The organism is Streptomyces sp. SDT5-1, assembly GCF_052245995.1.
Taxonomy (GTDB): Bacteria; Actinomycetota; Actinomycetes; order Streptomycetales; family Streptomycetaceae; genus Streptomyces.
The window spans coordinates 3434660-3459135 of record NZ_CM125963.1 but is presented as its reverse complement, the minus strand read 5'-3'; the positions used below and the strand labels follow the sequence as shown (position 1 = coordinate 3459135).

The window sequence follows — 24476 nt, the reverse complement described above, 5'->3', positions numbered from 1 at the left end:
AGGGGCCGACGTGTTGGACGCGTCCAAGCCCGCGGTGTCAGTTCCCACCATCCCCACCATCCCCACGACGGTGCGGCACCGGCCGACCGAGGAGTGCAGCGCGGGCCCTCCCGGCGACTGCGACCTGGTCACCGTGCCGACCCGGCAGGGCCTCGAGGCCGTCGACATCCTGCGCCGCGGCTGTACGGAGACGGTGGGGCCCGTGCTGCACGACGGCGGCGAAACGCTCGGTTTCCTCGTGCCGCCCGGCACCGCCGACGGCTGGGACCTGCCGGGCAGCGACTGCACGCGGACGCGGGGCCGTGGCCCGGTGATCGGGTCAGGACCGCAACCGCCCCTGGACGGCAGCGGCTGGCTGCTGCCGCCCGACCCCGCGGAGCGGCCCGCCGACCTCGTCACGGACCCGGCGGTGCTGCGGGCCGCGCTCGACGAGGCGGCGCGGCTGATCGAGGCGGCCGACAACCACCGCTGAGCCGATCCGCGCCCGGCCGTCGATAATGGCCGAATGGCAAGGTCACGAGCGAAACAGGGGCGCGGGCGCGCGGTCCGTGAGGCCGTCGTCGAGAAGGTCGACGGAGGGCTCGCGGAGCTGGTGCCCGACCGGGACCGGGCGGCGGGGTGGACGCTGCTCGTCGACGGGGCGCCGCAGTCGCACGTCGACCTCGACGACCCGTCGTACCTGTCCTTCGAGTACCAGCGGCGGATCGGGCACGTCATCGATCTGGCCGCCGAGCCGGGGCGGCCGGTGCAGGCCGTGCACCTCGGCGGCGGGGCGTTCACGCTGGCCCGGTACGTCGCCGCGACCAGGCCGCGGTCCACGCAGCAGGTCGTCGAGCGGGACGGGGCACTGGTCCAACTCGTGCGCGGGACGCTGCCATTGGACCCCGGGCAGCGGATCCGGGTGCGGACCGCGGACGCGCGCGAGGCGCTCGCGAAGCTGCCGGACGACTGGGCGGACGTGCTGGTGGCCGACGTGTTCAGCGGGGCGCGCACGCCGGGGCACCTCACCAGTACCGAGTTCCTCGGTGAGGTGCGGCGGGTGCTGCGGTCCACGGGGACGTACGTGGCGAACGTCGCGGACGGACCGCCGCTGGCGTATCTGCGCGGGCAGATCGCCACGGTCGCGGCCGTCTTCCCGGAGCTGGCGCTGGTGGCGGACCCGGCGGTGCTGCGCGGGAAGCGGTTCGGGAACGCGGTGCTGGTCGCGTCGGCGGGGGCGCTGCCGCTGGGCGAGCTGACCCGGCGGGCGGCGGGGGACCCGCACCCGGGGCGCGTCGAGCACGGCAGGGCGCTCCGGGACTTCACGGGCGGGGTGGCACCGGTCACCGACGCGTCGGCGAAGCCCTCGCCCGCGCCGCCACCCTCGGTCTTCCGGTAGCAGTAGCGGGGGGGAACGGCGTACGGAGCGGTCAGTAGTTCGCGATCTCGACCGTCGGCGCGTGGTCGTGCCACGTGCAGAACACCGAGACCTTCTTCTCGCCCGAGGTGAACTCGACGCGGATCCACGTCGGCTGTTTCCAGACCTGGACCGACCAGCCGGCCGCCGGGGTCGCCGAGACGAGGGTGGCGGAGGACTTCTGGAGGTCGAAGACCGCGCGGCCGCCCTCCGTGGCGTAGCTCTTGACGGAGCCGGAGGACGGGGGCGCGGGGGACGTCGTGCGCGGCGTGGGGGTGGGCGTGGGCTTCGGCGGCGGTGACGTGCGGGTCGGCGTCGCCGAGGGGGAAGCGGAGGAGCGCGTCGGCCGGGGGCGGTGGGTCGAGGAGGACACCGGGGGCTTTGCGTCCGGTGCGTCCTGTGTGGCCGCGACGGGCAGTGCCCGCGGCGGGTCGTACACCGTGCCGGCCATCACCGTGTGCACGCCCCACCACGACAGCGTCACCGCAGCCCCGGTCGCGAGCAGCCAGGCCGCGCCGTGCACGAGCCGCCGGCGGGCGGGGTGCGGGGTTCCTGGTCTCTCGTGCATCGCGGGCCATACTGCACCACACCCGCCCCCGCTGTCCCGCGAGGACCACGACCACCCGAAAGAGACCCGGAAACCGCCGGATGGCGTACGGTGCCGTCCCATGGCAAGTGTGCTCGTGGTCGAGGACGACCAGTTCGTGCGCTCGGCCCTCATCCGGCACCTGACCGACGCCGCGCACACCGTGCGGAGCGTCGGCACGGCCCTGGAGGCGCTGCGCGAGGTCGCCCATCTCCGGTTCGACGTGGTGATCCTGGATCTTGGTCTGCCCGATCTCGACGGGGCGGAGGCCCTGAAGATGCTGCGGGGGATCACCGACGTACCGGTGATCATCGCCACGGCCAGGGACGACGAGGCGGAGATCGTGCGGCTGCTCAACGACGGCGCCGACGACTACCTGACGAAGCCGTTCTCGCCCGAGCACCTCTCCGCGCGGATGGCCGCCGTGCTGCGGCGCTCGCGGGGGAACGCGGGCGCGGAGCCGCCGTCGCGGGTGCTGCGGGTCGGCGGGCTCTCCATCGATCCGCTGCGGCGCCAGGCCGAGCTGGACGGGGCGCCGCTGGATCTCACGCGGCGCGAGTTCGACCTGCTGACGTTCCTCGCCGGGCGGCCCGGCGTGGTCGTCGCCCGCAAGGAGCTGCTGGCCGAGGTGTGGCAGCAGTCGTACGGGGACGATCAGACCATTGACGTGCATTTGTCGTGGTTGCGCAGGAAGTTGGGGGAGACGGCCGCCCGGCCCCGCTATCTGCACACGCTGCGCGGCGTCGGCGTGAAGCTGGAGCCGCCGGCATGAGGTGGGCGCTGGTGAAGGTGTGCCTCGCCGTCACGACGATGGTGGTGGTCGCCTTCGCCGTCCCGCTCGGCCTCGTGATCAAGGAGATGGCGCGCGACCGCGCCTTCTCGAACGCCGAGCGGACCGCCGCCGCCATCGGCCCCACCCTCTCCATCACCACCGACCGCGACCAGCTGGACCGCGCCCTCGCCACCGCGCAGACCGGCGGCGAGGACCGGATGTCGGTGTACGTCCCGGCCGGGGGCGGGCACGAGGCGATCCGGCTCGGCGAGCAGCGGGTCGGCGAGGACGAGCTCGACATCCGGCAGGCCACCGTCGTGGACGTGCCGGGCGGCTCGGTGTGGCTCCAGCCCATCGCGGTGAGCACCGGCAAGATCGCCGTCGTCGAGGTCTACGTTCCCCAGGACGAGGTCACGAACGGCGTGACGACCGCGTGGGTCGTGCTCGGCGGTGTCGGCGTCGCGCTGATCATCGGCTCCGTCGCGGTCGCGGACCGGCTAGGCGGGCGGATGGTGCAGCCCGCGCAGCGGCTCGTGGGGGCAGCGCACGACCTCGGCGACGGGAAGCTCGGGGCGCGGGTGCCGGAGGACGGGCCGACCGAACTGCGGCTCGCGGCCGTCGCGTTCAACTCGATGGCCGATCAGGTCGTGCAACTTCTCGCCAATGAGCGGGAGTTGGCGGCCGATCTGTCGCACCGCCTTCGTACGCCGCTGACCGTGCTGCGGCTCAACGCCGCCTCGCTGGGGGACGGCCCCGCCGCCGAGCAGACCCGGGCCGCCGTCGAGCAGTTGGAGCGTGAGGTCGACACCATCATCCGTACGGCCAGGGACGCCAAGCCGCAGACCGCCGCGGCCGGGCCTGGCGCCGGGTGCGACGCCGCCGAGGTGATCCGCGAGCGCATGGACTTCTGGTCGGCGCTCGCCGAGGACGAGGGCCGCAAGGTGCGGGTCGCCGGCGTCGACCGCCCCGTACGCATCCCGGTGGCGCGCGGCGAGCTGGCGGCCGCCCTCGACGCGCTGCTCGGCAACGTGTTCCGGCACACCCCGGAGGGCACGGCCTTCGCGGTCGACGTGCACCGGGCCGAGGGCGCCGTGATCGTGCTGGTCTCCGACGCGGGCCCCGGCATCGCCGACCCGGAGGCCGCGCTCGCCCGCGGCACGCAGGGCGCCGAGGTCGGCTCGACCGGGCTCGGCCTGGACATCGTGCGCCGGGTCGCCGAGTCCACCGGCGGCGACGTACGGATCGGCGCCTCGGTGCTCGGCGGCACCGAGGTCAGGATCTGGCTGCAACTGGAGGGCCACGGGCCCGCGCAGGGGCGGCGCGGGCACGGCAGGCGCGGCCGGGACCGGAGGGGCGGGAACGGCAGCCGAAAGAAGTCGGTCGTGCACGGATTGGTATCGACCTTTAATCGGTCCCGATCCCTCACTTAAGCCAACCCTAAGATCCTCAACGCCCCGCACAGTTGCCCGAATTGCCGGGTTGCCGCTGGCTAGCGTGCTGCCGCGCCCCTTCCTCGTGGGCGCATCCACCCCCCCACGCAGACCTAAGGCAGGCACGCGATGAGCAGCAGCATGCACCGGCGCAGGATCAGCGGCCGGAAGAAGGCGGTCGGCGGCGTCCTGGCCGCCGCCGTCGTGGGCGGCGGGGCGTTCCTCTTCGCCTCCGGCGCCTCCGCGGAGGTGACGGACGCGGGGCCGGCGTTCGCCCCGTACGTCGACACCTCGCTCACCCCGACGTTCGACCTCGTCGGCTCCTCCAAGGCCACCGGCGTCAAGGAGTACAACCTCGCCTTCATCACCTCCGGCGGCGACTGCACCCCGAAGTGGGGCGGCTCCACCGACGTCGGGAGTGACGAAGTGGCCGCCCAGATCGGCGACTTGAGGGCGGCGGGCGGCGACGTCCGGGTGTCCTTCGGCGGCGCCACCGGCACCGAGCTGGCGCAGGCCTGCTCGTCCGCCGCCGACCTGGCGGCGGCGTACCAGAAGGTGATCGACCAGTTCGACCTCACCAAGGTCGACTTCGACGTCGAGGGCGGCGCGCTGCCCGACGCCGCGGCCAACACCCGGCGCGCGCAGGCCATCGCGAAGCTTCAGAAGGACAACGCCGGCCTGAACGTCTCCGTGACGCTGCCCGTGATGCCCGAGGGACTCACCGCGGACGGGGTGAACTTCCTGAAGAACGCCAAGGAGAACGGCGCCTCGCCCGACCTCGTCAACGTCATGGCGATGGACTACGGAGCCTCGTACAGCGGAGACATGGGCGACTACGCCGAACAGGCGGCGACCTCGACGCAGGCGCAGGTCAAGGACGCGCTCGGGCTCTCCGACGCGGACGCGTGGAAGGCCGTCGCCCTCACCCCGATGATCGGCGTCAACGACGTCGCGTCCGAGGTCTTCACCGTCGACGACGCCACGCAGCTCGTCTCCTTCGCCAAGGAGAAGGGCCTCGGCGGCCTCTCCATGTGGTCGGCGACCCGCGACAAGCAGTGCGAGGGCGGCGCCTCCGACTCCGCGCAGCCGACGTGCAGCTCGATCGAGCAGGAGGCGAACGCCTTCCAGAAGGCCTTCGCCGCGTTCGAGTAGCCGCCCCGTCCTGGCGGGTCCGGGTCAGGTGCCCGCGCCCTGCCTGCGCACCATCTCGTCGATCCACACCGGGGCGTACGGGGAGGTGCAGCCCGGCGACGTCGGATAGTCCGCCAGGACGCCCAGGCGCTCGCCGATGGCGCGGGCGCGGGCCCGCTGCTCCGGGTGGTCGATGCCGATCCTGGCCAGGCAGGTGTTCATCTCCCACTGGAGGCGCTCGGGGGCGTCCTTCATCTCCGCCTCGATGGTGTCGAGGAGGCCCGGCAGATCGAGTCCTTCGGGCTTCTTCGACACCCGCTCCGCCGTCAGCGCCCAGCCCGCGCTCGCGACGGCGGGGTCGGGGTCGGCGGTCCAGGCGACGCGCAGCTCCTCGGCGTACGGGCTCTTCTTCACGACGTAGTTCACGAACCAGTCGTGCACCTTGCGGGAGCGCGTCTCGCGCACCATGGCGTCCAGCTCGTCGCGCTCGAACGCCTTGGGGCGGCAGATCAGGAGGGCGAGGAGCCGGGCCGCGGTGTCGCCCGTCGCCCACAGCTCGCGCGCCAGGTCCTGCTGCGTCTTGAGCCGCTTGGCGACGGCCCGCAGCTTGGAGAGGTTCACGCCGTGGTCGTCGCCGTGCCGCTCGTTCACCTTGCGCACCTTGGGGTCCTCCAGGGCGGCCAGCTCGGCCAGCACCTCGTCCACCGTCGTCCCGGCCACCGCTGCCTCCGTTCCTCGCGTGCGTCGCGCCCCAGGCTATTCCCGCGAGGCCCGCCACTCCGCCGCGTAGTCGTCGAAGATGCCGCGCAGATGGTGGCCGATCTTCAGGTAGTCCAGGTCGTCGAGGTTGGCGAGGGAGACCCGGACCGACCACTCGGGGCCCTCGAAGCCGCCGCCGTTGAGGAGCACCACGCCGGTCTGCTGGGCGAGCCGGAACAGCGCGTCGACCGGCTCGTAGTTCTGCTGGAGGAACCGGGCGAACGACGTGCCGTGCACGCGCTCCGCCTCCGCGAGCAGGTCGAGCTCGATGTAGTACGCGGCCCGGTACGGATCCTCGTGGATCTTCATCTGGGCGCCCTCGAGCAGCAGGCCGAGGCGCCGCTGGACGATGGAGCGGATCCGCTCCTTGTACGCCTGGCCCTCGTCCAACATGTCGAACAGGGAGAACAGCGTCATCATCACCTGCTGCGGCAGCGAGAGTCCCGCCGTGTGGTTGAGCGCCACCTGCCGGGAGTCCGCGACGAGCCGGTCGATGAACCGGATCTTCTCCGGCTCCAGGGTCAGCGAGCCGTACCGCTTGTTCAGCCGGTCCTTCTCGGCCAGAGGGAGCCGCGCGATCCGCTCGTCGATGACGTTGTCGTCGTGCAGGCCGATCACACCGAGCCGCCAGCCCGTGCACCCGTAGTGCTTCGAGTACGAGTAGACGAGCAGGGTGTTGCGCGGCAGGTCGGCGGCGATCGAGCGGAAGCCGTCGACGAAGGTGCCGTACACGTCGTCGGTGACGATCAGCAGATCCGGGTTGCTCGTCGCGACGATCTCCTTGATCTGGTTCGCGACGCGGGTGCTCAGCGCGAGGGACGGCGGGTTGGAGGGGTTCACCAGGCAGACCAGCCTGATCTCCGGGTCCGCCAGCTTGGCGACCTCCTCCTCCGGGTACCGCCACTCGCGCACACCGGTCTCGGCGAAGCTGTCGGCCGAGATGTACGTGACGTCGAACTCGTAGGTGTCGAGCTCGGGGATCTCGATGTACGGCGTGAACACCGGGACCATCAGCGCGATCTTGTCGCCCTTCTTCAGCAGCCCGTTCTGCACGAGGGAGTCGAAGATGTAGCACATGGCCGCCGTGCCGCCCTCGGTCGCGAACAGCGAGAGGCCGTCCGCCGGGGGCTTCTTGTCGAACATCTCGTCCGCGAGATAGCCGCGCACCACCTGCTCGGCGTGGGTCAGCATCCGGTCGGGCACCGGATAGTTGTCGCCGGTGATGCCGTCGGTCAGCTCGTGCACCCACTCGTCCTTGTCGAAGCCGAAGCGCTGGATGCCGTGCTGCACGCAGTGGGCGAGGAGCTCGATGCCGGGCAGCCCCGGGTTCGCGCGGACGAACGCGTCGAAGCGCTCGTACGCGCCCTGTTTCTCCGGCATCCCGCCGAGGTTGTCGGCGGTCCACACGCGCCGCGACTCCTGGAGGGCGAAGTAGCCGAGCGCGTAGAACGCCTCGCGGGGGCCCGTGGCGATCCAGTTGGGGTTGCCGCGGCCCGCGTTGAGCATCTGCCGGCTGGACTTCTCCTTCTGGCCCGGCTCGTCGGCCTGCGCCTGCTCGGCGAGCTCGATGAAGATGTTCTTGAGCTCGAAGGGGGAGAGCCGCGCGTACCGCTGGATCTCCTCGCGGGTGAACGTCGTCTTCGTCATGGTGCCGTCCCTGGCTGCGGTGCGGGGGCTCAGTGGCCGAGGATGCCGACGAGCACGGGGCCGGTCAGCGGGAGCAGGAAGTTGGAGAGGGCGTATGTGATCGTGTAGCCGAGCATCGGCACCGACGACTGCGCCACCTGGGTGACGGCGGTGATCGCGGGGGTCGAGCACTGCTGGCCGGCGATGGCGCCGATGAGGAGCGGTTTCTCGATCCGGAGCAGCTTGCGGCCGACGAACAGCGAGACCGTCGCGGGGATCAGCACCATGGCGATCCCGGCGAACGGCAGCAGCGCCCCGTACTCCTTGATCAGCGGCCAGGCCTGCGGCCCCGACACCAGGCCCGTGCAGGCGATGAAGACCGCGAGCCCCATGTCCTTGATCGTCGACGCGGCCTGCGGCGGGAAGGCGCCGAAGGTCTGCGAGCGGGAGCGGAACCAGCCGAACAGCAGCCCCGAGATCAGACAGCCGCCGCCGGTGCCGAGCGACATCGGGATGTCGCCGAACTTGACGACGACCTGCCCGAGCAGGGAACCGGCCGCGATGCCCAGACCCAGATAGATGAAGTCGGTGGCGTCGTTCTTGACGACCGAGCCGATCCGCGCGACCAGCTTGTTCAGGCCGGAGCGGGCGCCCACCAGGGTCAGCACGTCGCCGCGCTGCAGCGTGGTGTCCCCGGTGGCGGGCATCGCCTGGTCGCCGCGGGTCACGTCGGTGACGTAGACGCCGTCCCGGTGGAACTCCGGATACGCCTTCTGCAGTTCGTCGATCGACCTGCCGTCCAGGGCCTTGTCGGTGACCGACACCTCGCGCGATGCCAGCGGCGAGTCGAGCCCCGGCACGCCCGGTGTCTCGGGGCCGATGAGCCGGCCCGCGTCGATCACGTTCGAGCGGCGGCCGACCAGGAGCACCAGGTCCGACAGGGTGAGCTCGAGGCCGGGCGCGACGTCGAGGACCCGGCTGCCGCGCTTGACCGACTCGACGGTGACCCGCTCGCCGAGCGCGGCCTCCAGATCGCCGACCGTACGGCCGTCGGCGGTGGTCACCAGGTACGTACGGCCCACCATGCCGGGCAGCGCGGGCAGCTCGTCCGGCTCCAGGCTGCCCTTGCTGCGCGTGCGCTCCCACAGCTCGCGGGCGGCGTCGCGCAGGTTGATGCGCATCATCATCGGCATGATCTGGCTCGTGTAGAGCACGATCGTGATCAGGCCGAAGAGGTAGCAGACCGTGTACGCGGTGGCGACGTTGCCCTGGTACTCGGTGATCTGGGCGGCCGTGAGATCGCTCAGCTTGCCGATGGACTCGGTGGCCGTGCCGACGACGGCGGACTCGGTGGCAGCTCCCGCCAGGATGCCGGACGCCGTGCCGACGTCCAGGTCGAACCAGTCGGCGAGGCCGAGCGCGATGCCGATGACGCAGACCAGCTCGATGCCGCACAGCACGAAGAAGCGCAGGCTCTTCCGGTTGAGGTTGCGGAAGAACTGCGGCCCGGCCATGTAGCCGAGCGCGAAGATGAACAGCGCGAAGAACACCGTCTTCACGTCGTCCGAGACATGGGCCTTCGTCCACGCCCCGAGGAGCAGCGAGACGATCAGCGTCCCGCAGATGCCGCCCAGGGTCAGCGGCCCCACGCGCAGCTTCCCCAGCAGGTAGCCGAGCGCGAGGCTCACGAACAGGACGAGTTCCGGATGGTCCTTGAGTACGCCCATGGGCCCTCAGAACCGCTCGTACAGGTAAGTATCGGGCATAGCCGAAAAATAAGGGCCGGTGCGTGCCGCTGCCACACAGCCGCACGCACCGGCCCCTCCGCCCGCCGGATCAGTCGTCGGCGGGCAGCCCCCCGCTGCGGGCCACCCGGGAGTACCAGGTGGCGCTGGACTTCGGGATGCGCCGCTGCGTCTCGTAGTCGACGTACACGGCGCCGAACCGCTTGTCGTAGCCGTAGGCCCACTCGAAGTTGTCGAGCAGCGACCACAGGAAGTAGCCGCGGACGTCGGCGCCCTGCTCGATCGCGGCGTGCACGGCGGCGAGGTGACCGTGCAGATAGCGGATCCGGTCCGGGTCGTGCACCCGCCCGTCGGCGTCGACGACGTCCTCGTACGCCGCCCCGTTCTCGGTCACGTAGAGCGGCACGCCCGGGGCCTGCGCGGCGTAGTCGAGCAGCAGGTCGGTGAGGCCCGTCGGGTCCACGGGCCAGTTCATCGCCGTGAGTTCGCCGGGCGCGTGGTGGAAGTCGACGCTATCGGCGGCCGGCCACGGGGTGTGCTCGCTGGAGCCGTGGCCGTCGAGGCGCGGCCCCGACCGGTTCGGGTCGGCGGCCGAGACCACGGCGGGCGTGTAGTAGTTCAGGCCGATGAAGTCGAGCGGCTGCCGGATCGCCTCGGTGTCCCCGTCCCGCACGAACGACCAGTCCGTGACGGACGCCGTGTCCTCCAGGAGGTCCCGCGGGTAGGCGCCCTTGAGCAGCGGCCCGGTGAAGACGCGGTTGGCGAGCGCGTCGATGCGGCGCCGCGCGTCCAGGTCGGCGGGGGAGTCGGTGCGGGCCCTGACCACGCTCGGGTTCAGGCTGATGCCGACCTGGGCGCGGGCCGGGAGCACGCTCCGCAGCGCCGAACTCGCCAGGCCGTGGCCGAGGTTGAGGTGGTGCGCGGCCCGCAGCGCGGCGAGCGGGTCGGTGCGGCCGGGGGCGTGCACCCCCGAGCCGTAGCCCAGGAAGGCGCTGCACCACGGCTCGTTGAGGGTCACCCAGCTCTCCACGCGGTCGCCGAGGGCCTCGCCCACGATCCCCGCGTACTCGGCGAACCGGTACGCCGTCTCCCGCTCGGGCCAGCCGCCCGCACTCTCCAACTCCTGCGGCAGATCCCAGTGGTAGAGCGTCACCACGGGCTTGATCCCGTGCGACAGGAGCTCGTCGACGAGGCCCCGGTAGAAGTCGAGCCCGCGCTGCACGGCGGGCCCGCGCCCGGTCGGCTGCACCCGCGGCCACGCCACGGAGAACCGGTACGCGGTGAGGCCCAGGTCCGCCATCAGCCGCACGTCGTCGCGCCACCGGTGGTAGTGGTCGACGGCGACGTCCCCGGTGTCGCCGTTCGCCACCTTCCCCGGCGTGTGGCTGAAGGTGTCCCAGATCGACGGCGTCCGCCCGTCCTCCCGCACGGCGCCCTCGATCTGGTACGCGGCGGTGGCCGACCCCCAGAGGAACCCGGCCGGAAACCGGGTGCCGACGGGGGCGTCGGTGAGGCCGGGGCTGGTGTTGTCGGTGGTGGTCATAGGAGCGCTCCCATAGCTAGTAATCAATCGGGCGGATGCATCAGCGGGTGGGCCAAAATCGAGCCCCTGCGGCGATTGAGCAGCGGGGTCCGGGGCAGAGCCCCGAGACGTGGGACCGGCGGGGCGCAACACGAACACCCCGCCCACCCCGAGGGCGTGTCACCCCTTGACCGCGCCTTGCATGATCCCGCCCACGATCTGCTTCCCGAACAGCAGGAACGCGATGAGCAGCGGCAACGTGCCGAGCAGCGCCCCGGCCATGATCACCGAGTCGTCGGGGATGTACCCCGTCCCCAGCGCGTTGAGGGCGACCTGCACCGTCGGGTTCTCCTGCGTGAGGGCGATGATCGGCCACAGGAAGTCGTTCCAGGCCATGACGAACGTCAGCAGCCCGAGCACCGCCATCGCGGGCCGCGCCGCGGGGAACACCACGTGCCACACCACCCGCAGGCTGCTCGCCCCGTCGACCCGCGCGGCCTCGATGAGTTCGGACGGCAGCGCCTGCACCAGGTACTGCCGCATGAAGAACGTGCCGAACGCGGACACCAGCGTCGGCAGGATCACGGTCTGCAGCTGGTTGGCCCAGCCCAGGTCCGTCATCCACAAGTAGAGCGGCACGACGGCGAGTTGCGGCGGGATCATCATCGTGCCGATGGTCATCAGGAGCAGCGTCGTCGAGAACCGGAACTTCAGCTTGGCGAAGGCGAACCCGGCCAGCGTAGAGAACAGCACCGTGCCGACGGTGATGGCCGACGCGACGAGGATGCTGTTCCACATCGCCGTGCCGAGCCCGGCCTGGTTCCAGGCGGTCTCCAGGTTCTTGAACAGATTCCCGCCGATCCAGAACGGCGGCGGCGTCTGCGCGAGCCGCGCGTTGGTGCGGGAGGCCGCGATCACCGTCCACAGCAGCGGGGCGAGGGAGATCACGGCGAACAGGGCGAGCGCGACGTACGTGACAGGACCGGCGTGCAGCTGCTTGCCCGCGCCCAGGACCCGGCGGCGCCGCGGCTGCTGCGTCACATCTTCGATGGTGGTCATTGGGACTTCCTCAGCCGGCGGGAGATCAGCATGTTGATCGCGGCGACGACCAGCAGGATCAGGAACATCGACCAGGCGATCGCGGAGGCCTTGCCGAGGTTGCCGACGATCCAGCCCTGGTCGTACATGTACAGGCCGATGGTCTGGTACTGGTGCTCGGACCCGCCCTTGGTGCCGCTGACCCCGCCGAACAGCAGGGGCTCACCGAAGAGTTGCATCGCGCCGATGGTGGAGACGACGACCGTGAACAGGATCGTGGGCCGCAGCATCGGGATGGTCACGTGCCGGAACTGCTGCCACCGGTTGGCGCCGTCGAGCGCCGCCGACTCGTAGAGGTCGCCCGGGATGGCCTGCATCGCCGCGAGGTAGATCAGCGCGTTGTACCCGGTCCACCGCCAGATCACGATCGAGGACACCGCGAGCTGCGAACCCCAGTCGGACTCCCGCCAGTTGATCTTGTCGAGCCCGATGGAGTCGAGGACCCAGTTGATCATCCCGCTGTCCGGGGCGAAGAGCATCACGAAGACGAGCGTCGCCGCGGCCACCGACGTGGCGTACGGGGTGAGCACGACGACCCGCCACACGACCGAGCCGCGCAGCCGGTAGTTGAGCATGTGCGCGAGCCAGATCGCCGCGGCCAGCTGCGGCACCGTGGAGATCACGCCGATGGTCAGGGTGTTCTTCAGCGCGTTCCAGAAGAAGTCCGACTGGAACAGGCTGATGTAGTTGTCCAGGCCCGCCCAGGTCTGGCCGTCCAGGTTCGACAGCTGAACGTTGTGCAGCGAGTACCAGGCGGTGTAGAGCAGCGGCACCAGCGAGAAGGCGCCGAAGATGATGAAGAAGGGGGAGATGAACGCGTACGGGGACGCCTTCATGTCCCAGCGGTACAGCCGGCTGCGCCAGGAGTCGGCGCTCTTCGGCGTACCGCGACCCTGAGCGCCCCGGGCCGCGCCCGACTCCTTCGGGGAGTCGGGCGCGGCGTCGGCGCTCGACGCGGTCTGCGCGAGAGCCTCGTTGGAGCTGGTCACTGGCCGAGCACGTCCTTGACCTCATTGGTGGCCGCGTCCCAGCCCTGCTCGGGCGACTTGCCCTTCTGCTCGACCTGGAGGATGCCGGTGTCGGTGATCGCCGTGTTGATCGGCTGGTCCTTGATGCCGAAGATCTGGACCGGGATGGTCTTCGCCGAGTCGGAGAAGATCTGCGTCAGCGGTGCGTCCGAGAAGTACGCGGTGGTGTCCGCCTTCGGCTTCAGGCTCGCGTACGCCGACGGGGTCGACGGGAAGCTGGCCTGCTTGGCGAAGACCTTCGCCTGCTGCTCGGGGGCGGTCAGCCACTTCGCGAGGGCGATGGCCTCCTTCTGGTGCTTGCTCGCCGTCGGGACGCCGATGAACGAGCCGCCCCAGTTGGCCGCGGTCGGCGCGGCCGCCACGTCCCACTTGCCCTTGCCGGACTCACCGGACTTCTCCTGGATGTAGCCGATCATCCAGGCGGGGCAGGCGACGGTGGCGAAGGTGCCGTTCGCGTAGCCCTGGTCCCACGGCTTGTCGAACTGCTTCAGCTTGGCCGACATGTTGGAGGTGGCCACCTCCATGGCGGCGTTCCACGAGTCCTTGACGCCCTGGGACTTGTCCCAGATGACCTTGCCGTTCGCGTCGTAGTAGCGGTCCTTGGCGCCGCCGAGCGCCGCGTTGTAGACCGATGCCGCGGAGTCCACGAACTTGGTGCCGCTCGGCGCCTTCTTCATGTAGTCCTTGCCGACGTCGACGTACTTCGCCCAGTCGCCCTTCCACATGTCGGCGAGCTTGTCCCGGTCGGTGGGCAGCCCGGCCTTCTTGAAGAGGTCCTTGCGGTAGCAGATCGCCATCGGTCCGACGTCCGTGCCGAGCCCGATCAGCTTGCCGTCCTTGGTGGTGGCCTGCTTGTTCTTCCAGTCCAGCCACTGCGACTTGTCGACCTCCTTGCCCAGGTCGACGAACTTGTTCGCCTGCGTCTGCACGGCCTCGGTGATGTTGCCGATCTCGATGGCCTGGATGTCGTCCGTGCCGGAGCCGGCCTGGAGGCGCGTGAGGGTCTTGGGCCAGTAGACGTCGGTGCGGGTGGTGACGTTCTCCTTGATGGTGATGTTCTTGTGCAGCTTCATGTACTCGTCGTAGAGCCCGGCCTGCTTGTAGCCGAAGGTTCCGAAGGTGCCGACGGTGAGCGTCGTCGTGCCCTTGCCGGCGTCACCGCCCCCGGCGCCCTGGGAATCGTCGTCGTCATCGCTCGCGCAACCGGCAAGCAGCCCTGTGGCCAGGGCGGCGACGACCGCGAAGGTCACCGCGCGTCGGGACGTACGGGCAGTGCGCATTGCGTCCTCCAAGTGCTCAATGTGCTCTTGATGCAGAGACGTGCAGATCCCGGCCAACTGCCAATCGCTGTACTGGGCCCGTTCGTTCACGTGCGGCTCGGGCGGGGAACGTGCGGCTTCTGTATGCGTCCACTAGGGTGGGAGCGCTCCCATCCGTGATGAGTTGAAGGGTCGTCGCTCCGAACCGGGGTGTCAAGACGGTGTGCGGCGACAAGTTGGCGCGGTTATCGGGCTGTTAGATTCCGCTCAGGATCTGGGGAGGTAGGAGTCATGGTGGCTCACGGCACGCACAGCAGGCGCCCGACCCTCGAGGAGGTCGCGGCCAGAGCGGGCGTCGGCCGGGGCACGGTTTCCCGCGTCATCAACGGTTCGCCGCGGGTCAGCGACCGCACCCGCGCCGCGGTCGAGGAGGCGGTCGCCGAGCTCGGCTACGTACCGAACACGGCGGCGCGCGCCCTCGCGGCCAACCGCTCGGACTCCATCGCCGTGGTGGTCCCCGAGGCCGAGTCCCGGTTCTTCTCGGAGCCGTACTTCTCCGGGATGGTCGGCGGCGTCGGCCTCGCGCTCGCCGAGACCAACCTCCAGCTGCTCCTCACCTTCGCCCGCGGCGAGCGCGAGCAGGACCGGCTCGCGGCGTACCTCGCCGCGCACCGCGTCGACGGCGTCCTGCTGGTCTCGGTGCACTCGGACGACCCGCTCGCGGACCGCCTCATGCAGATGGACATCCCGACCGTGATCAGCGGCCCCCGCTCCGCGGACGAGCCGCTGCCCTCGGTCGACACCGACAACTACGCGGGGGCTCGCTCCGCCGTCGCGCACCTGATCTCCCGGGGCCGCCGCTCCGTCGCGATCATCACGGGCCCGCTCGACGTGTACGGGGCCCAGCGCCGGCTCGTCGGTTACCAGGACGAGCTGGCCGAGGGCGGGCTCTCGTACGACGAGAAGCTGGTGGCGTACGGAGACTTCACGGAGGAGGGCGGCAGGCGCTGCATGGCGGAGCTGCTGGAGCGCAGCCCCGGCCTCGACGCGGTCTTCGCCTGCTCGGACCTGATGGCGTCCGGCGCCCGCCAGGTGCTGCGCGAGGCGGGCCGCCGCATCCCGGACGACGTGTCCCTGGTCGGCTTCGACGACTCGGTGATCGCGCGCCACATGGAGCCGGGCCTGACGAGTGTGCGCCAGCCCACGCGGGACATGGGCCGGGCGATGACGGAGCTGCTGCTCGACGAGATCGCACTGGCCGCGGAGGGCAAGCGCTCCTCGGTCCGCCGCGGGACGCAGCGCCACCTGGTCCTCCCGACGGACCTGGTGGTCCGCGCCTCGTCGTAGATCGGGGCGGCTCGGGGCCCGGGGGCGGGGCGGGCCCCGGGAGACCCCCGGGAAACGCCGAAGGCCCCGGTTCTCTCGAACCGGGGCCTTCGGACCCTTCAGGGTGAGTGACGGGACTTGAACCCGCGGCCACCTGGACCACAACCAGGTGCTCTACCAACTGAGCTACACCCACCATGCCCGGTCGTTTGTCTTTCTTCCGACCGGCCGAGAAAAAGTGTACAGGGTCCGAAGGGGTGCTCGCGCACACCTTTTCCCGAGGGGGCCCGGACCCCGTACACGGGGGCGTACGAGGGGTTACTCCGCAGGCAGGACGTGCTTCGCCGCGATCGCCTTCGCGGTGTCCGAGTCGGGTCCCGGCTGGGGCACGAAGACGGCCTCGCGGTAGTAGCGCAGCTCGGCGATGGATTCGCGGATGTCGGCGAGCGCCCGGTGGTTGCCGTTCTTCTCCGGACTGTTGAAGTACGCCCTCGGGTACCAGCGGCGGGCCAGCTCCTTGACCGAGGACACATCGACGATCCGGTAGTGGAGGTAGTCCTCCAGCGTCGGCATGTCACGCAGCAGGAATCCGCGGTCGGTGCCGACCGAGTTCCCGCACAGCGGGGCCTTGCCCGCGTCCTTGACGTGCTCACGTACGTACGCGAGGACCTGCTCCTCGGCGTCGGCGAGCGTCGTGCCGCCGGCCAGCTCGTCGAGGAGACCCGAGGCGGTGTGCATCTGCCGCACCACCTCGGGCATCTGTTCCAGGGCCTCGTCCGGCGGGCGGATCACGATGTCCACACCGTCGCCGAGTACGTTCAGCTCCGAGTCGGTGACCAGTGCGGCCACCTCGATGAGCGCGTCGTTCGCCAGCGAGAGTCCGGTCATCTCGCAGTCGATCCACACCATGCGATCGTTCATGCGCCCAACCCTACGGGTCGGACCGGGGCGCTGTCCGGGGCGGACGGGGCCCGCCCGCCGCCGGACGACGGCCGGACCCCGTCGGGGCCGGTCCTGCTACGACACCGAGCGCGGGCCCGGCAGGCCCGGGTGGCCGGTCGGCATCGAGGCCGCGGGCGGCCCCAGCGCGTTCGCTGCCGCCGTGCGCCGGGACTGCGCGGGGACCGGCGGCCCCTCGGCGCCACCCGGCACACCCGCGAGCTCGACCGTCCGCTCGGCCTTCTCCGCCTTTGCGGGCCCTTCGCCCTGCGGCCTGCGCGCCCGGTACGCCGCCCGGTACGCGGCGGGCGACGAGCCGAGCTGGCGCCGGAAGTGTCCGCGCAGCGCGACGGGGGAGCGGAAGCCGCAGCGGCCCGCCACCTCGTCGACCGAGTAGTCGGAGGTCTCCAGGAGCCGCTGGGCCTGGAGCACCCGCTGCGTGATCAGCCACTGGAGCGGGGCGGACCCCGTCAGCGACCTGAAGCGGCGGTCGAAGGTGCGCCGGCTCATATAGGCGCGGGCCGCCAGCGTCTCGACGTCGAACTGCTCGTGTAAATGCTCCAGCGCCCAGGCGACGACCTCGGCCAGCGGGTCCGCGCCGATCTCCTCCGGCAGCGACCGGTCGAGATAGCGCTCCTGGCCGCCGCTGCGGCGCGGCGGGACCACCAGGCGGCGGGCGAGCGCGCCGGCCGCCTCGTTGCCGTGGTCCGTGCGCACGATGTGCAGGCACAGGTCTATTCCGGCCGCCGTGCCCGCGCTCGTCAGTACGTCGCCGTCGTCCACGAACAGCTCGCGCGGGTCGACGTGGACCGACGGATAGCGCTTGGCCAGCGTCGGCGCGTACATCCAGTGCGTGGTGGCCGGACGGCCGTCGAGCAGGCCCGCTGCCGCGAGCACGAAGGCCCCCGTGCACAGGCCGACGATGCGCGCGCCCTCCTCGTGCGCGCGGCGCAGCGCGTCGAGCGCCTCCTCCGGCGGCGGCGAGGTGATCGAGCGCCAGGCCGGTACGACGACCGTGCCCGCGCGCGATATCGCCTCCAGGCCGTGCGGCGCGGTGAGTTCGAGTCCCCCCGTGGTCCTCAGGGGTCCGTCTTCGCCCGAGCACACGAGCAATCGATAGCGCGGAACTCCCGCGTCCTGTCGGTCGATCCCGAACACGGAGAGCGGTATGGAACTCTCGAAGATGGGTCCGCCGCTGAACAGCAGCACCGCGACGATCTCTCGTCGCCGGCGCCCCGACAGCTTGCGAGCCGCCGCCTCCGGCGCAGTGGTGGAGTCGTGGCTCATCCTGCTAAGCCCCCCTCGGTGATCGCGGCTCCCTCAATACTTTGACGGGCTGTTCGCTCCTGCACGTTTCCCCTCGGTGATGCACGAAGTCCCCCGCCGCCTTCAGATCAGACAGTCATGATCGAATCTACTGCGTCCCGTGGTGCCGTCGTGACCAGTTAAGAACCTGACAGATTGTCGACAAGGCAACTTGGCGTGAAGCATTCGATCACGAAGCGTCGCACTCAGGGGCGTTGCAGGGAAGTGGGCCTCGTCCGCGTGGCCGGTCCCTGTAGGGTCAAAGCACCCTTCATCGTGCTTTACGCCCTGGTGGCAAGGGGGTTGGAGGAGGCGAAACGCAAGGCGGGGCCCCGTGACCCAAGTTGGCTGAAAAATGCCGGAGCGCCGCGTTGAAACCGGTCAGTCAACCGGCGTATCCCAACCGGCCCGCGGGCCGCCGATCCGCGCGCCCGCGGCCGTCGCGGCGGCCCCGTCGCGCCGTGCTTCGCATTGTTCACTGTGCAACTGTGCAGCCCCGCGTTCGGCCTGCCGCAGGAGCACCCGGCAGGCCGCGGTGACCGCGACGAGGCCCCACGCGGCGCCGGCCGCCCCCGCTGCGGACGAGCCGCACCAGACGAGGACGAGCGGCACCAGGACGCAGCTGAACGCGGCCCAGCGCTGTGCGGTGGTCGGTGCGGGCACGGCGCGCTCCCTGAGTCTTCGGGTACGCGGGTTCAACGCCGCCACCGCGCAGGGGTCACTTCCACGAGGGACGACAGGCGTCCGGTCGAGTGCGCAATCCGCCTGTACGGGGCAGCAACCATTGCCATCCGGGCGGCCCTCGTGCATGCTCCCCTGAACGCGGCGGAGCGCGGCCATCGAGAAAGAAGGCGCAGGTCTGGGCCCGGGCGGAGAGTCTGGGCAGAGGAGGAGTGTCGCCGTACCCTTGGGGGTATGGGGTTGGGAAGATGATTCCCGGACACAGCTCCGCCCATCAGTTGTCGTCCCCTCTCTAGAGGCCCACGAGGTACACGCCGAGACACTCATGGCCGGTCACGAATTCCCCGAACCCGCGGACCGCAAGCGGCAGGTCGCCGATCCCACGGCGACGCCCCGAGCGGCGGAAGAGACACGTCAAGCCTGTGATCCCGCTTTCAAGCACGGTGTCGTCGTCGGTTTCGACGGCTCGACGTCGAGCGAGCGGGCGCTGGCGTACGCGATCGGCATGGCCCACCGCTCGGGCTCGGGGCTGATCATCGTCCATGTGGCCAATCGGCTGCCGACCACGGTGTGGGCGGGCTGTGAGCCGCCCGTCTTCGTGGACGTGCCGGACCATCGCACCGAGGTGCTGGGGCTCGAGCTGGCGTGTGCCGACTATCTGGCCGAGGTGCCCTGGATCCTCGTCGAGCGCGGCGGTGACATCTGCCACGAGCTGGAGGAGGTCGGGCACGAGTACTCGGCCGACGCCATCGTCGTGGGCTCGACCCACGGGCTCGTCGGGCGGATCTTCGGCTCGGTCGCGGGGCGGCTGGCCAGGCGGGCACAGCGGCCCGTCATCGTGATCCCGTAAGTCGCCGCAGGGCGCCGGGAGTTGAGGGGGCGTCGGATTTCGGGCGCCGGATAAATCTACTGCCGCGTAGAGGTGCTTTGTGCCCTTGTGAAGGGTACATACCGCTCGCACGGCCCTTCGTGGCATCGCCGGCGTGCTGCCGGCCGTGGGGTGACGGCCGCCGGCCAGCAGCCGAGGGCCGGGGCAATGGGCGGCCCCGGCCTCTCCCGAACGGGTCCCGTGCGCTTGGTGGCGCGCACGGGACCCGTTTGCCGTGTTCGGGTCGGGGACTACTCGACGGTGACGGACTTCGCCAGGTTGCGCGGCTTGTCGATGTCCCGGCCGAGGGCCAACGCCGTGTGGTAGGCCAGGAGTTGGAGCGGGATACCCATCAGGATCGGGTCCAGCTCGTCCTCGTTCTTCGGGACGACGATCGTCCGGTCGGCCTTCTCCTGCTCCTGGTGGGCGACCGCGAGGATGCGGCCCTGGCGGGCCTTGATCTCCTCCATCGCGGCGCGGTTCTTCTCCAGCAGGTCGTCGTCGGGGACGATCGCGACCGTCGGCAGGGCCGGCTCGATGAGGGCGAGCGGTCCGTGCTTGAGCTCGGAGGCCGGGTAGGCCTCGGCGTGGATGTACGAGACCTCCTTGAGCTTGAGGGAGGCCTCGCGGGCCACGGGGTAGCCCCGGACGCGGCCGATGAACATCATCGAGCGGGCGTCCGCGTACTCCTCGGCGATCTTCTTGATCTCCGCCTCCTGGGCGAGGATCTCGGAGATCTGCTCGGGCAGTTTGCGCAGGCCCTCGATGATCCGCTTGCCGTCGGCGACGGACAGGTCGCGGATGCGGCCCAGGTGCAGGGCGAGCAGCGCGAAGGCGACCGTGGTGTTCGTGAAGCACTTGGTCGAGACGACGCAGACCTCGGGGCCCGCGTGCACATAGACACCGGCGTCCGACTCGCGGGCGATGGCGGAGCCGACGACGTTCACGACACCGAAGACCCGGGCGCCCTTGCGCTTCAGCTCCTGGACGGCGGCCAGCACGTCGTACGTCTCGCCGGACTGGGACACCGCGATGTAGAGGGTGTCGGGGTCGACGACCGCGTTGCGGTAGCGGAACTCGGAGGCCGGCTCGGCGTCCGCGGGGATGCGGGCCAGCTCCTCGATCATCTGGGCGCCGATCAGACCGGCGTGGTACGAGGTGCCGCAGCCGAGGATCTTCACGCGGCGCACGGTGCGGGCCTCGCGGGCGTCCAGGTTGAGGCCGCCCAGGTGCACGGTGGAGAACCGGTCGTCGATGCGGCCGCGCAGCACACGGTCCACGGCGTCGGCCTGCTCGGAGATCTCCTTGTGCATGTACGTGTCGTGGTCGCCCATGTCGAAGGAGGCGGCCTCGAGGTCCACGGTGGTCGGCTCGTTCGCGGTGCGGGTGCCGGCCGTGGTGTACGTACGGAAGTCGTCGGCCTTCAGCGTGGCCATCTCGCCGTCGTCCAGGGTGACGATCTGGCGGGTGTGGGTGATCAGCGCGGCGATGTCCGAGGCGACGAACATCTCCTTGTCGCCGATGCCGAGGACGACCGGCGAGCCGTTGCGGGCGACGACGATGCGGTCCGGGAAGTCGGCGTGCACGACCGCGATGCCGTACGTGCCCTCGATCAGGTGCAGCGCCTCGCGGACCTTGTCCTCGAGCTCGGTCTGCTGGGAGCGGGCGATGAGGTGGGTGAGGACCTCGGTGTCGGTCTCCGAGCTGAACTCGACGCCCTCGGCGACCAGCTTCGCGCGCAGGTCGGAGGCGTTGTCGATGATGCCGTTGTGGACGACGGCGACCTTGTCGTCCTCCGACATGTGCGGGTGCGCATTCTCGTCGGAGGGGGCGCCGTGCGTGGCCCACCGGGTGTGGGCGATGCCCGTGGTGCCCTTGAAACGGGCCGGGACCTTGGCCTCCAGGTCGCGCACCCGGCCCTTGGCCTTGACCATCTTCAGGCCGGTGGCCTTGGGGCTGGTGATCACGACACCGGCCGAGTCGTAGCCGCGGTACTCCAGGCGCTGCAGCCCCTCGAGGAGCAGCGGCGCCACATCACGCTTGCCGATGTAACCGACGATTCCGCACATAAGTAGAGAAATTCCCCTCAGCCGTAGACGATGCGGCGCAGCTGGCGGAGGGAGAGCTCCGGCGGCGACACCGCCCGGTAGCGCAGATCCGCCAGGATCCGCTCGAAGATCTCCGCGTTCACCAGGCCCTGACCCTGGAGCTCGCGGTGCCGGCGGCGGACGTAGTCCTCCGTCGACTCGTCGAAGTAGGCGAGCACGTCCTGGATCACCCGCAGCGCTTCGCCCCGGCTCAGGGCGGTGCTGCGCGTCAGGTGATCGACAAGTTCCTCGTGCACGTGCCGATCCTCGGGGTTGCGGGTCGGTTTCGCAAGAATCCTGCCCGATTTCGGGCAGGTGAGTCGCTCGGGTGGCCGTGGCAGAGGTCGCGGGGCTCCGCCCCGGGCCCTGCTGCTCACCCGCCGCAGGGGCTTATTTATGACCGCGTTCACCCGCTGTACCCCGGGCGGATAGGTGCCTCGACCATCTTTCGGGCCATGGACATTCCACGTATGGGCGTACCCGCCGAGCTCGCCGACCGGTCGCTCGCGGAGCAGCACGAGTATCTGCGGAGCCGGTTCTCGCGGCGGACCGTGATGCGCGGCGGTGCCGTCACCCTGGGCGCGGTCGCGGGCGGGGTCTTCGTGCCGGGGGCCGCGCGGGCCGCGACGACCACGGCTCCGGCGGCCGCCCCCGAGGCCGTCGACGGCGCGCTGGTCGCGCCCTTCGGCCGGCACCTCTCGTACGGCGACGACGCGCGCACCGAGATGACCGTGTCCTGGCAGGTGCCGGTCGCGGTGAAGGACCCGTTCATCCGGGTGGGGGCGAGCGCCGGTGAGCTGTCGCGGAAGATCCCGGCCGAGCTGCGGACGCTCTACACCCCGGCGGGCGTCGGCACCAGCGCCGACCACACCCAGTACTACGTGCACGCCAAGCTGACCCACTTGAAGCCCGGCAGGACGTACTACTACGGCGTCGGCCACCAGGGCTTCGACCCGGCGTCGCCGCGGTTCGCGGGCACCATCGGCACGTTCACGACCGCGCCCGCCCGTTCGCAGCCGTTCACGTTCACCGCCTTCGGCGACCAGGGCGTCAGCTACCACGCGCTCGCCAACGACAGCCTGATCCTCGCCCAGGGCCCGGCCTTCCACCTGCACGCGGGCGACATCGCGTACGCGGACCCCTCCGGGCAGGGGAGGACCAGCGACACGTTCGACGCGCGGACCTGGGACCTGTTCCTCGCGCAGACCGAGACCGTCGCCAAGTCCGTGCCGTGGATGGTGTCGTACGGCAACCACGACATGGAGGCCTGGTACTCGCCGAACGGATACGGCAGCCAGGAGGCCCGCTTCGCGCCGCCGCGCAACGGGCCCGACCCGAAGAACCTGCCGGGCGCCTACTCGTTCGTGCACGGCAACACCGCCGTGATCTCGCTCGACGCGAACGACGTCTCGTACGAGATCCCGGCGAACCTGGGGATCAGCGGCGGCACCCAGACGACCTGGTTCGAGCGGCAGTTGAGGAAGTTCCGGGCGCCCGGGTCCGGGATCGACTTCGTGGTCGTCTTCTTCCACCACTGCGCCTACTGCACCGCCAGTGCGCACGCCTCCGAGGGCGGGGTGCGCAAGGAGTGGGTGCCGCTGTTCGAGAAGTACACAGTCGACCTCGTGATCAACGGGCACAACCACGTGTACGAGCGCACGGACGTGCTCAAGGGGGACAAGGTCGCCAAGGAGCTGCCGATCGGCGGCACGGCGTACCCGGAGACGGACGGCGTCGTGTACGTCACCGCGGGCGCGGCGGGCAAGGGGCTCTACGAGTTCCCCGTCGAGGACTCGTACGAGGGGCACGAGAAGAAGGTCGACCCGTTCGCCTCGTACGTGACGCAGGACGGGGGCGGCAAGAAGGCGGTCACCGTCGACTGGTCGCGCGTGCGGTACACCAACTACTCGTTCCTGCGGGTCGACGTGGAGCCGGCGCCCGTGGGGCGGACGGCGAGGCTGACGGTGCGGGGTCTCGCCGAGACGGGCGCCGAGGTCGACCGGTTCGTGGTCGCGCGGAAGGTGCGCGCGTAGTCAGATCCGCTTGAGCAGCGCCGTCTTCGCGAGCGTGAACTCCTCGTCCGTCAGGACGCCGTCCCTGTGGAGGTCGCCCAGCTCGCGCAGGCGGCGCAGCAGGGCGTCGTGGGAGTCCTCCGCCGGGGGCTCCGGAGGCGACGGGGTCTCCTCCAGGGCGGGCGGCGCCGGGTCGGGGCGGGGGAGCCTGGCCTGGACCGCCGCCGCGACGAGGGCCATCAGCGGGTCCTTCTTGAAGCCCCACAGCTCGATGGAGTTGGGGTCGTACTTCGGCGGCGCCTTCGTCGGCGACGAGCGGACGGTGAAGCGCAGGCAGCCGTTCTCCAGGCCCACCGCGGGCTGCCACTCGACCGCCGCGATGTCGGCGAGCGCGAGCACCCGCGTACCGGCGGAGGACTTGGCCTCCTCCGTCTTCCAGTTCCACTCCAGGCGCACCCGCTCGCCGTCGAAGCTCGCCGTGCCGTCCCCGGCGGAGACGGACAGCGGGACGGCGGGGCCCGGCAGCAGGTAGGTGTCGCAGGCCGACACCGGCACCTCGTCGAGCAGCAGCGCGTTGCGGACCTCGTCCACGAAGTACTCGGCGACGCCGTAGCGGTCCGACTCGACGACGAGCTGGTACGGGTCCGCTCCGTCGGTGAGTTTGCCGCCGGTCGCCTGGAGCAGCGGGTCGGCGCCGTCGCGCAGCCGCAGCCGCAGCCGGCCCGTCTTCTTGCCCTGCTCGAAGGAGGCCCCGGCGAGCGCCGTCAGCGGCACCGTCAGTTCGCCCAGGGCCTTGCGGAGCAGGCTCACGCTCTTGTCGCGCCCCGGTACCAGTCGCAGCGTGTCCCCGTCGAACGTCCATGTCCCGTCGCGCTGGATGATTTCCGCCATGCCCACATTCTCGTA

General features: G+C 70.7%; 22 protein-coding genes and 1 tRNA gene. 8 read left to right on the top strand and 15 right to left on the bottom strand.

What is annotated here, in order from left to right:
• Positions 1 to 58: 58 nt before the first annotated feature.
• The gene (locus tag ACTWJ8_RS16050) at positions 59 to 472 is read left to right on the top strand and encodes a hypothetical protein (protein WP_356377912.1); all 414 of its coding nucleotides are present in this window, start codon (positions 59 to 61) and stop codon (positions 470 to 472) included.
• 33 nt (positions 473 to 505) lie between these two features.
• Positions 506 to 1378 (top strand): spermidine synthase, encoded by an 873-nt coding sequence (locus tag ACTWJ8_RS16045; protein ID WP_356376492.1) that lies wholly within the window; start codon positions 506 to 508, stop codon positions 1376 to 1378.
• Positions 1379 to 1409: 31 nt separating this feature from the next.
• Here ACTWJ8_RS16045 and ACTWJ8_RS16040 read toward each other — a convergent pair whose 3' ends face one another.
• Complete coding sequence (locus ACTWJ8_RS16040) at positions 1410 to 1964, bottom strand: hypothetical protein (RefSeq protein ID WP_443264228.1); 555 nt, start codon at positions 1962 to 1964, stop codon at positions 1410 to 1412.
• A gap of 100 nt (positions 1965 to 2064) precedes the next feature.
• Here ACTWJ8_RS16040 and ACTWJ8_RS16035 point away from each other — a divergent pair, with 100 nt between their 5' ends.
• The 3 genes from ACTWJ8_RS16035 (at position 2065) to ACTWJ8_RS16025 (ending at position 5336) form a co-directional block, all read left to right on the top strand.
• Positions 2065 to 2754 (top strand): response regulator transcription factor, encoded by a 690-nt coding sequence (locus tag ACTWJ8_RS16035; protein ID WP_356376498.1) that lies wholly within the window; start codon positions 2065 to 2067, stop codon positions 2752 to 2754.
• Positions 2751 to 4184, top strand: coding sequence for a sensor histidine kinase (locus ACTWJ8_RS16030; RefSeq protein WP_356376501.1), 1434 nt, complete (start codon positions 2751 to 2753; stop codon positions 4182 to 4184). The genes ACTWJ8_RS16035 and ACTWJ8_RS16030 overlap by 4 nt, the downstream gene beginning before the upstream one ends.
• A gap of 129 nt (positions 4185 to 4313) precedes the next feature.
• On the top strand, positions 4314 to 5336 hold the full coding sequence (locus tag ACTWJ8_RS16025; RefSeq protein ID WP_443264227.1) for a chitinase: 1023 nt from the start codon (positions 4314 to 4316) through the stop codon (positions 5334 to 5336).
• Positions 5337 to 5360: 24 nt separating this feature from the next.
• Here ACTWJ8_RS16025 and ACTWJ8_RS16020 read toward each other — a convergent pair whose 3' ends face one another.
• The 7 genes from ACTWJ8_RS16020 to ACTWJ8_RS15990 form a co-directional block, all read right to left on the bottom strand.
• Positions 5361 to 6035, bottom strand: coding sequence for a DNA alkylation repair protein (locus ACTWJ8_RS16020; RefSeq protein WP_443264226.1), 675 nt, complete (start codon positions 6033 to 6035; stop codon positions 5361 to 5363).
• A 36-nt stretch (positions 6036 to 6071) separates the two neighbouring features.
• Entirely contained in the window at positions 6072 to 7721 is a 1650-nt protein-coding gene (locus ACTWJ8_RS16015; RefSeq protein ID WP_443264224.1) for a bifunctional aspartate transaminase/aspartate 4-decarboxylase, read from the bottom strand.
• A gap of 29 nt (positions 7722 to 7750) precedes the next feature.
• Positions 7751 to 9427: an aspartate-alanine antiporter gene (gene aspT, locus ACTWJ8_RS16010; protein ID WP_443264222.1), complete on the bottom strand. Its 1677-nt coding sequence runs from the start codon at positions 9425 to 9427 to the stop codon at positions 7751 to 7753.
• A gap of 109 nt (positions 9428 to 9536) precedes the next feature.
• On the bottom strand, positions 9537 to 10988 hold the full coding sequence (locus tag ACTWJ8_RS16005) for a GH1 family beta-glucosidase (RefSeq protein WP_443264220.1): 1452 nt from the start codon (positions 10986 to 10988) through the stop codon (positions 9537 to 9539).
• Between the two features lie 159 nt (positions 10989 to 11147).
• Positions 11148 to 12026, bottom strand: coding sequence for a carbohydrate ABC transporter permease (locus tag ACTWJ8_RS16000; protein WP_356376515.1), 879 nt, complete (start codon positions 12024 to 12026; stop codon positions 11148 to 11150).
• Positions 12023 to 13054 (bottom strand): carbohydrate ABC transporter permease, encoded by a 1032-nt coding sequence (locus ACTWJ8_RS15995; RefSeq protein WP_356376518.1) that lies wholly within the window; start codon positions 13052 to 13054, stop codon positions 12023 to 12025. The genes ACTWJ8_RS16000 and ACTWJ8_RS15995 overlap by 4 nt, the downstream gene beginning before the upstream one ends.
• Positions 13051 to 14373, bottom strand: a complete 1323-nt coding sequence (locus ACTWJ8_RS15990; RefSeq protein ID WP_356376522.1) for an ABC transporter substrate-binding protein — start codon at positions 14371 to 14373, stop codon at positions 13051 to 13053. Before ACTWJ8_RS15990 ends, ACTWJ8_RS15995 begins: the two co-directional genes overlap by 4 nt.
• A 270-nt stretch (positions 14374 to 14643) precedes the next feature.
• On the opposite strand from ACTWJ8_RS15990, the gene ACTWJ8_RS15985 reads away from it, so the two are divergent.
• Positions 14644 to 15699 (top strand): LacI family DNA-binding transcriptional regulator, encoded by a 1056-nt coding sequence (locus ACTWJ8_RS15985; RefSeq protein WP_443264218.1) that lies wholly within the window; start codon positions 14644 to 14646, stop codon positions 15697 to 15699.
• Between the two features lie 102 nt (positions 15700 to 15801).
• On the opposite strand, the gene ACTWJ8_RS15980 is transcribed toward ACTWJ8_RS15985, so the two are convergent.
• The 4 genes from ACTWJ8_RS15980 to ACTWJ8_RS15965 all read right to left on the bottom strand — a co-directional run bounded on the left by ACTWJ8_RS15980 (position 15802) and on the right by ACTWJ8_RS15965 (position 18585).
• Positions 15802 to 15874: transfer RNA gene (locus tag ACTWJ8_RS15980), tRNA-His, on the bottom strand.
• Between the two features lie 122 nt (positions 15875 to 15996).
• A complete protein-coding gene (orn, locus tag ACTWJ8_RS15975) occupies positions 15997 to 16599 on the bottom strand; it encodes an oligoribonuclease (RefSeq protein ID WP_356376528.1) in 603 nt (200 codons plus the stop codon).
• 96 nt (positions 16600 to 16695) lie between these two features.
• Positions 16696 to 17904: a GlxA family transcriptional regulator gene (locus ACTWJ8_RS15970; RefSeq protein ID WP_356376531.1), complete on the bottom strand. Its 1209-nt coding sequence runs from the start codon at positions 17902 to 17904 to the stop codon at positions 16696 to 16698.
• Between the two features lie 399 nt (positions 17905 to 18303).
• On the bottom strand, positions 18304 to 18585 hold the full coding sequence (locus ACTWJ8_RS15965) for a hypothetical protein (protein ID WP_356376534.1): 282 nt from the start codon (positions 18583 to 18585) through the stop codon (positions 18304 to 18306).
• A gap of 343 nt (positions 18586 to 18928) precedes the next feature.
• On the opposite strand from ACTWJ8_RS15965, the gene ACTWJ8_RS15960 reads away from it, so the two are divergent.
• Positions 18929 to 19453, top strand: coding sequence for a universal stress protein (locus ACTWJ8_RS15960; protein WP_356376537.1), 525 nt, complete (start codon positions 18929 to 18931; stop codon positions 19451 to 19453).
• Between the two features lie 269 nt (positions 19454 to 19722).
• Here ACTWJ8_RS15960 and glmS read toward each other — a convergent pair whose 3' ends face one another.
• Both glmS and ACTWJ8_RS15950 read right to left on the bottom strand, forming a co-directional pair.
• Complete coding sequence (gene glmS / locus ACTWJ8_RS15955; RefSeq protein ID WP_356376540.1) at positions 19723 to 21540, bottom strand: glutamine--fructose-6-phosphate transaminase (isomerizing); 1818 nt, start codon at positions 21538 to 21540, stop codon at positions 19723 to 19725.
• Positions 21541 to 21557: 17 nt separating this feature from the next.
• On the bottom strand, positions 21558 to 21815 hold the full coding sequence (locus tag ACTWJ8_RS15950; protein WP_356376543.1) for a hypothetical protein: 258 nt from the start codon (positions 21813 to 21815) through the stop codon (positions 21558 to 21560).
• 198 nt (positions 21816 to 22013) lie between these two features.
• Between ACTWJ8_RS15950 and ACTWJ8_RS15945 the strand changes: the two genes are divergently transcribed.
• Positions 22014 to 23591: a purple acid phosphatase family protein gene (locus tag ACTWJ8_RS15945; protein WP_443264216.1), complete on the top strand. Its 1578-nt coding sequence runs from the start codon at positions 22014 to 22016 to the stop codon at positions 23589 to 23591.
• Here the strand turns inward: ACTWJ8_RS15945 and ACTWJ8_RS15940 are convergent, their stop codons facing one another.
• The gene (locus tag ACTWJ8_RS15940) at positions 23592 to 24461 is read right to left on the bottom strand and encodes a DUF4429 domain-containing protein (protein ID WP_443264215.1); all 870 of its coding nucleotides are present in this window, start codon (positions 24459 to 24461) and stop codon (positions 23592 to 23594) included. It abuts the gene before it with no gap.
• Between the last annotated feature and the right edge of the window lie 15 nt (positions 24462 to 24476).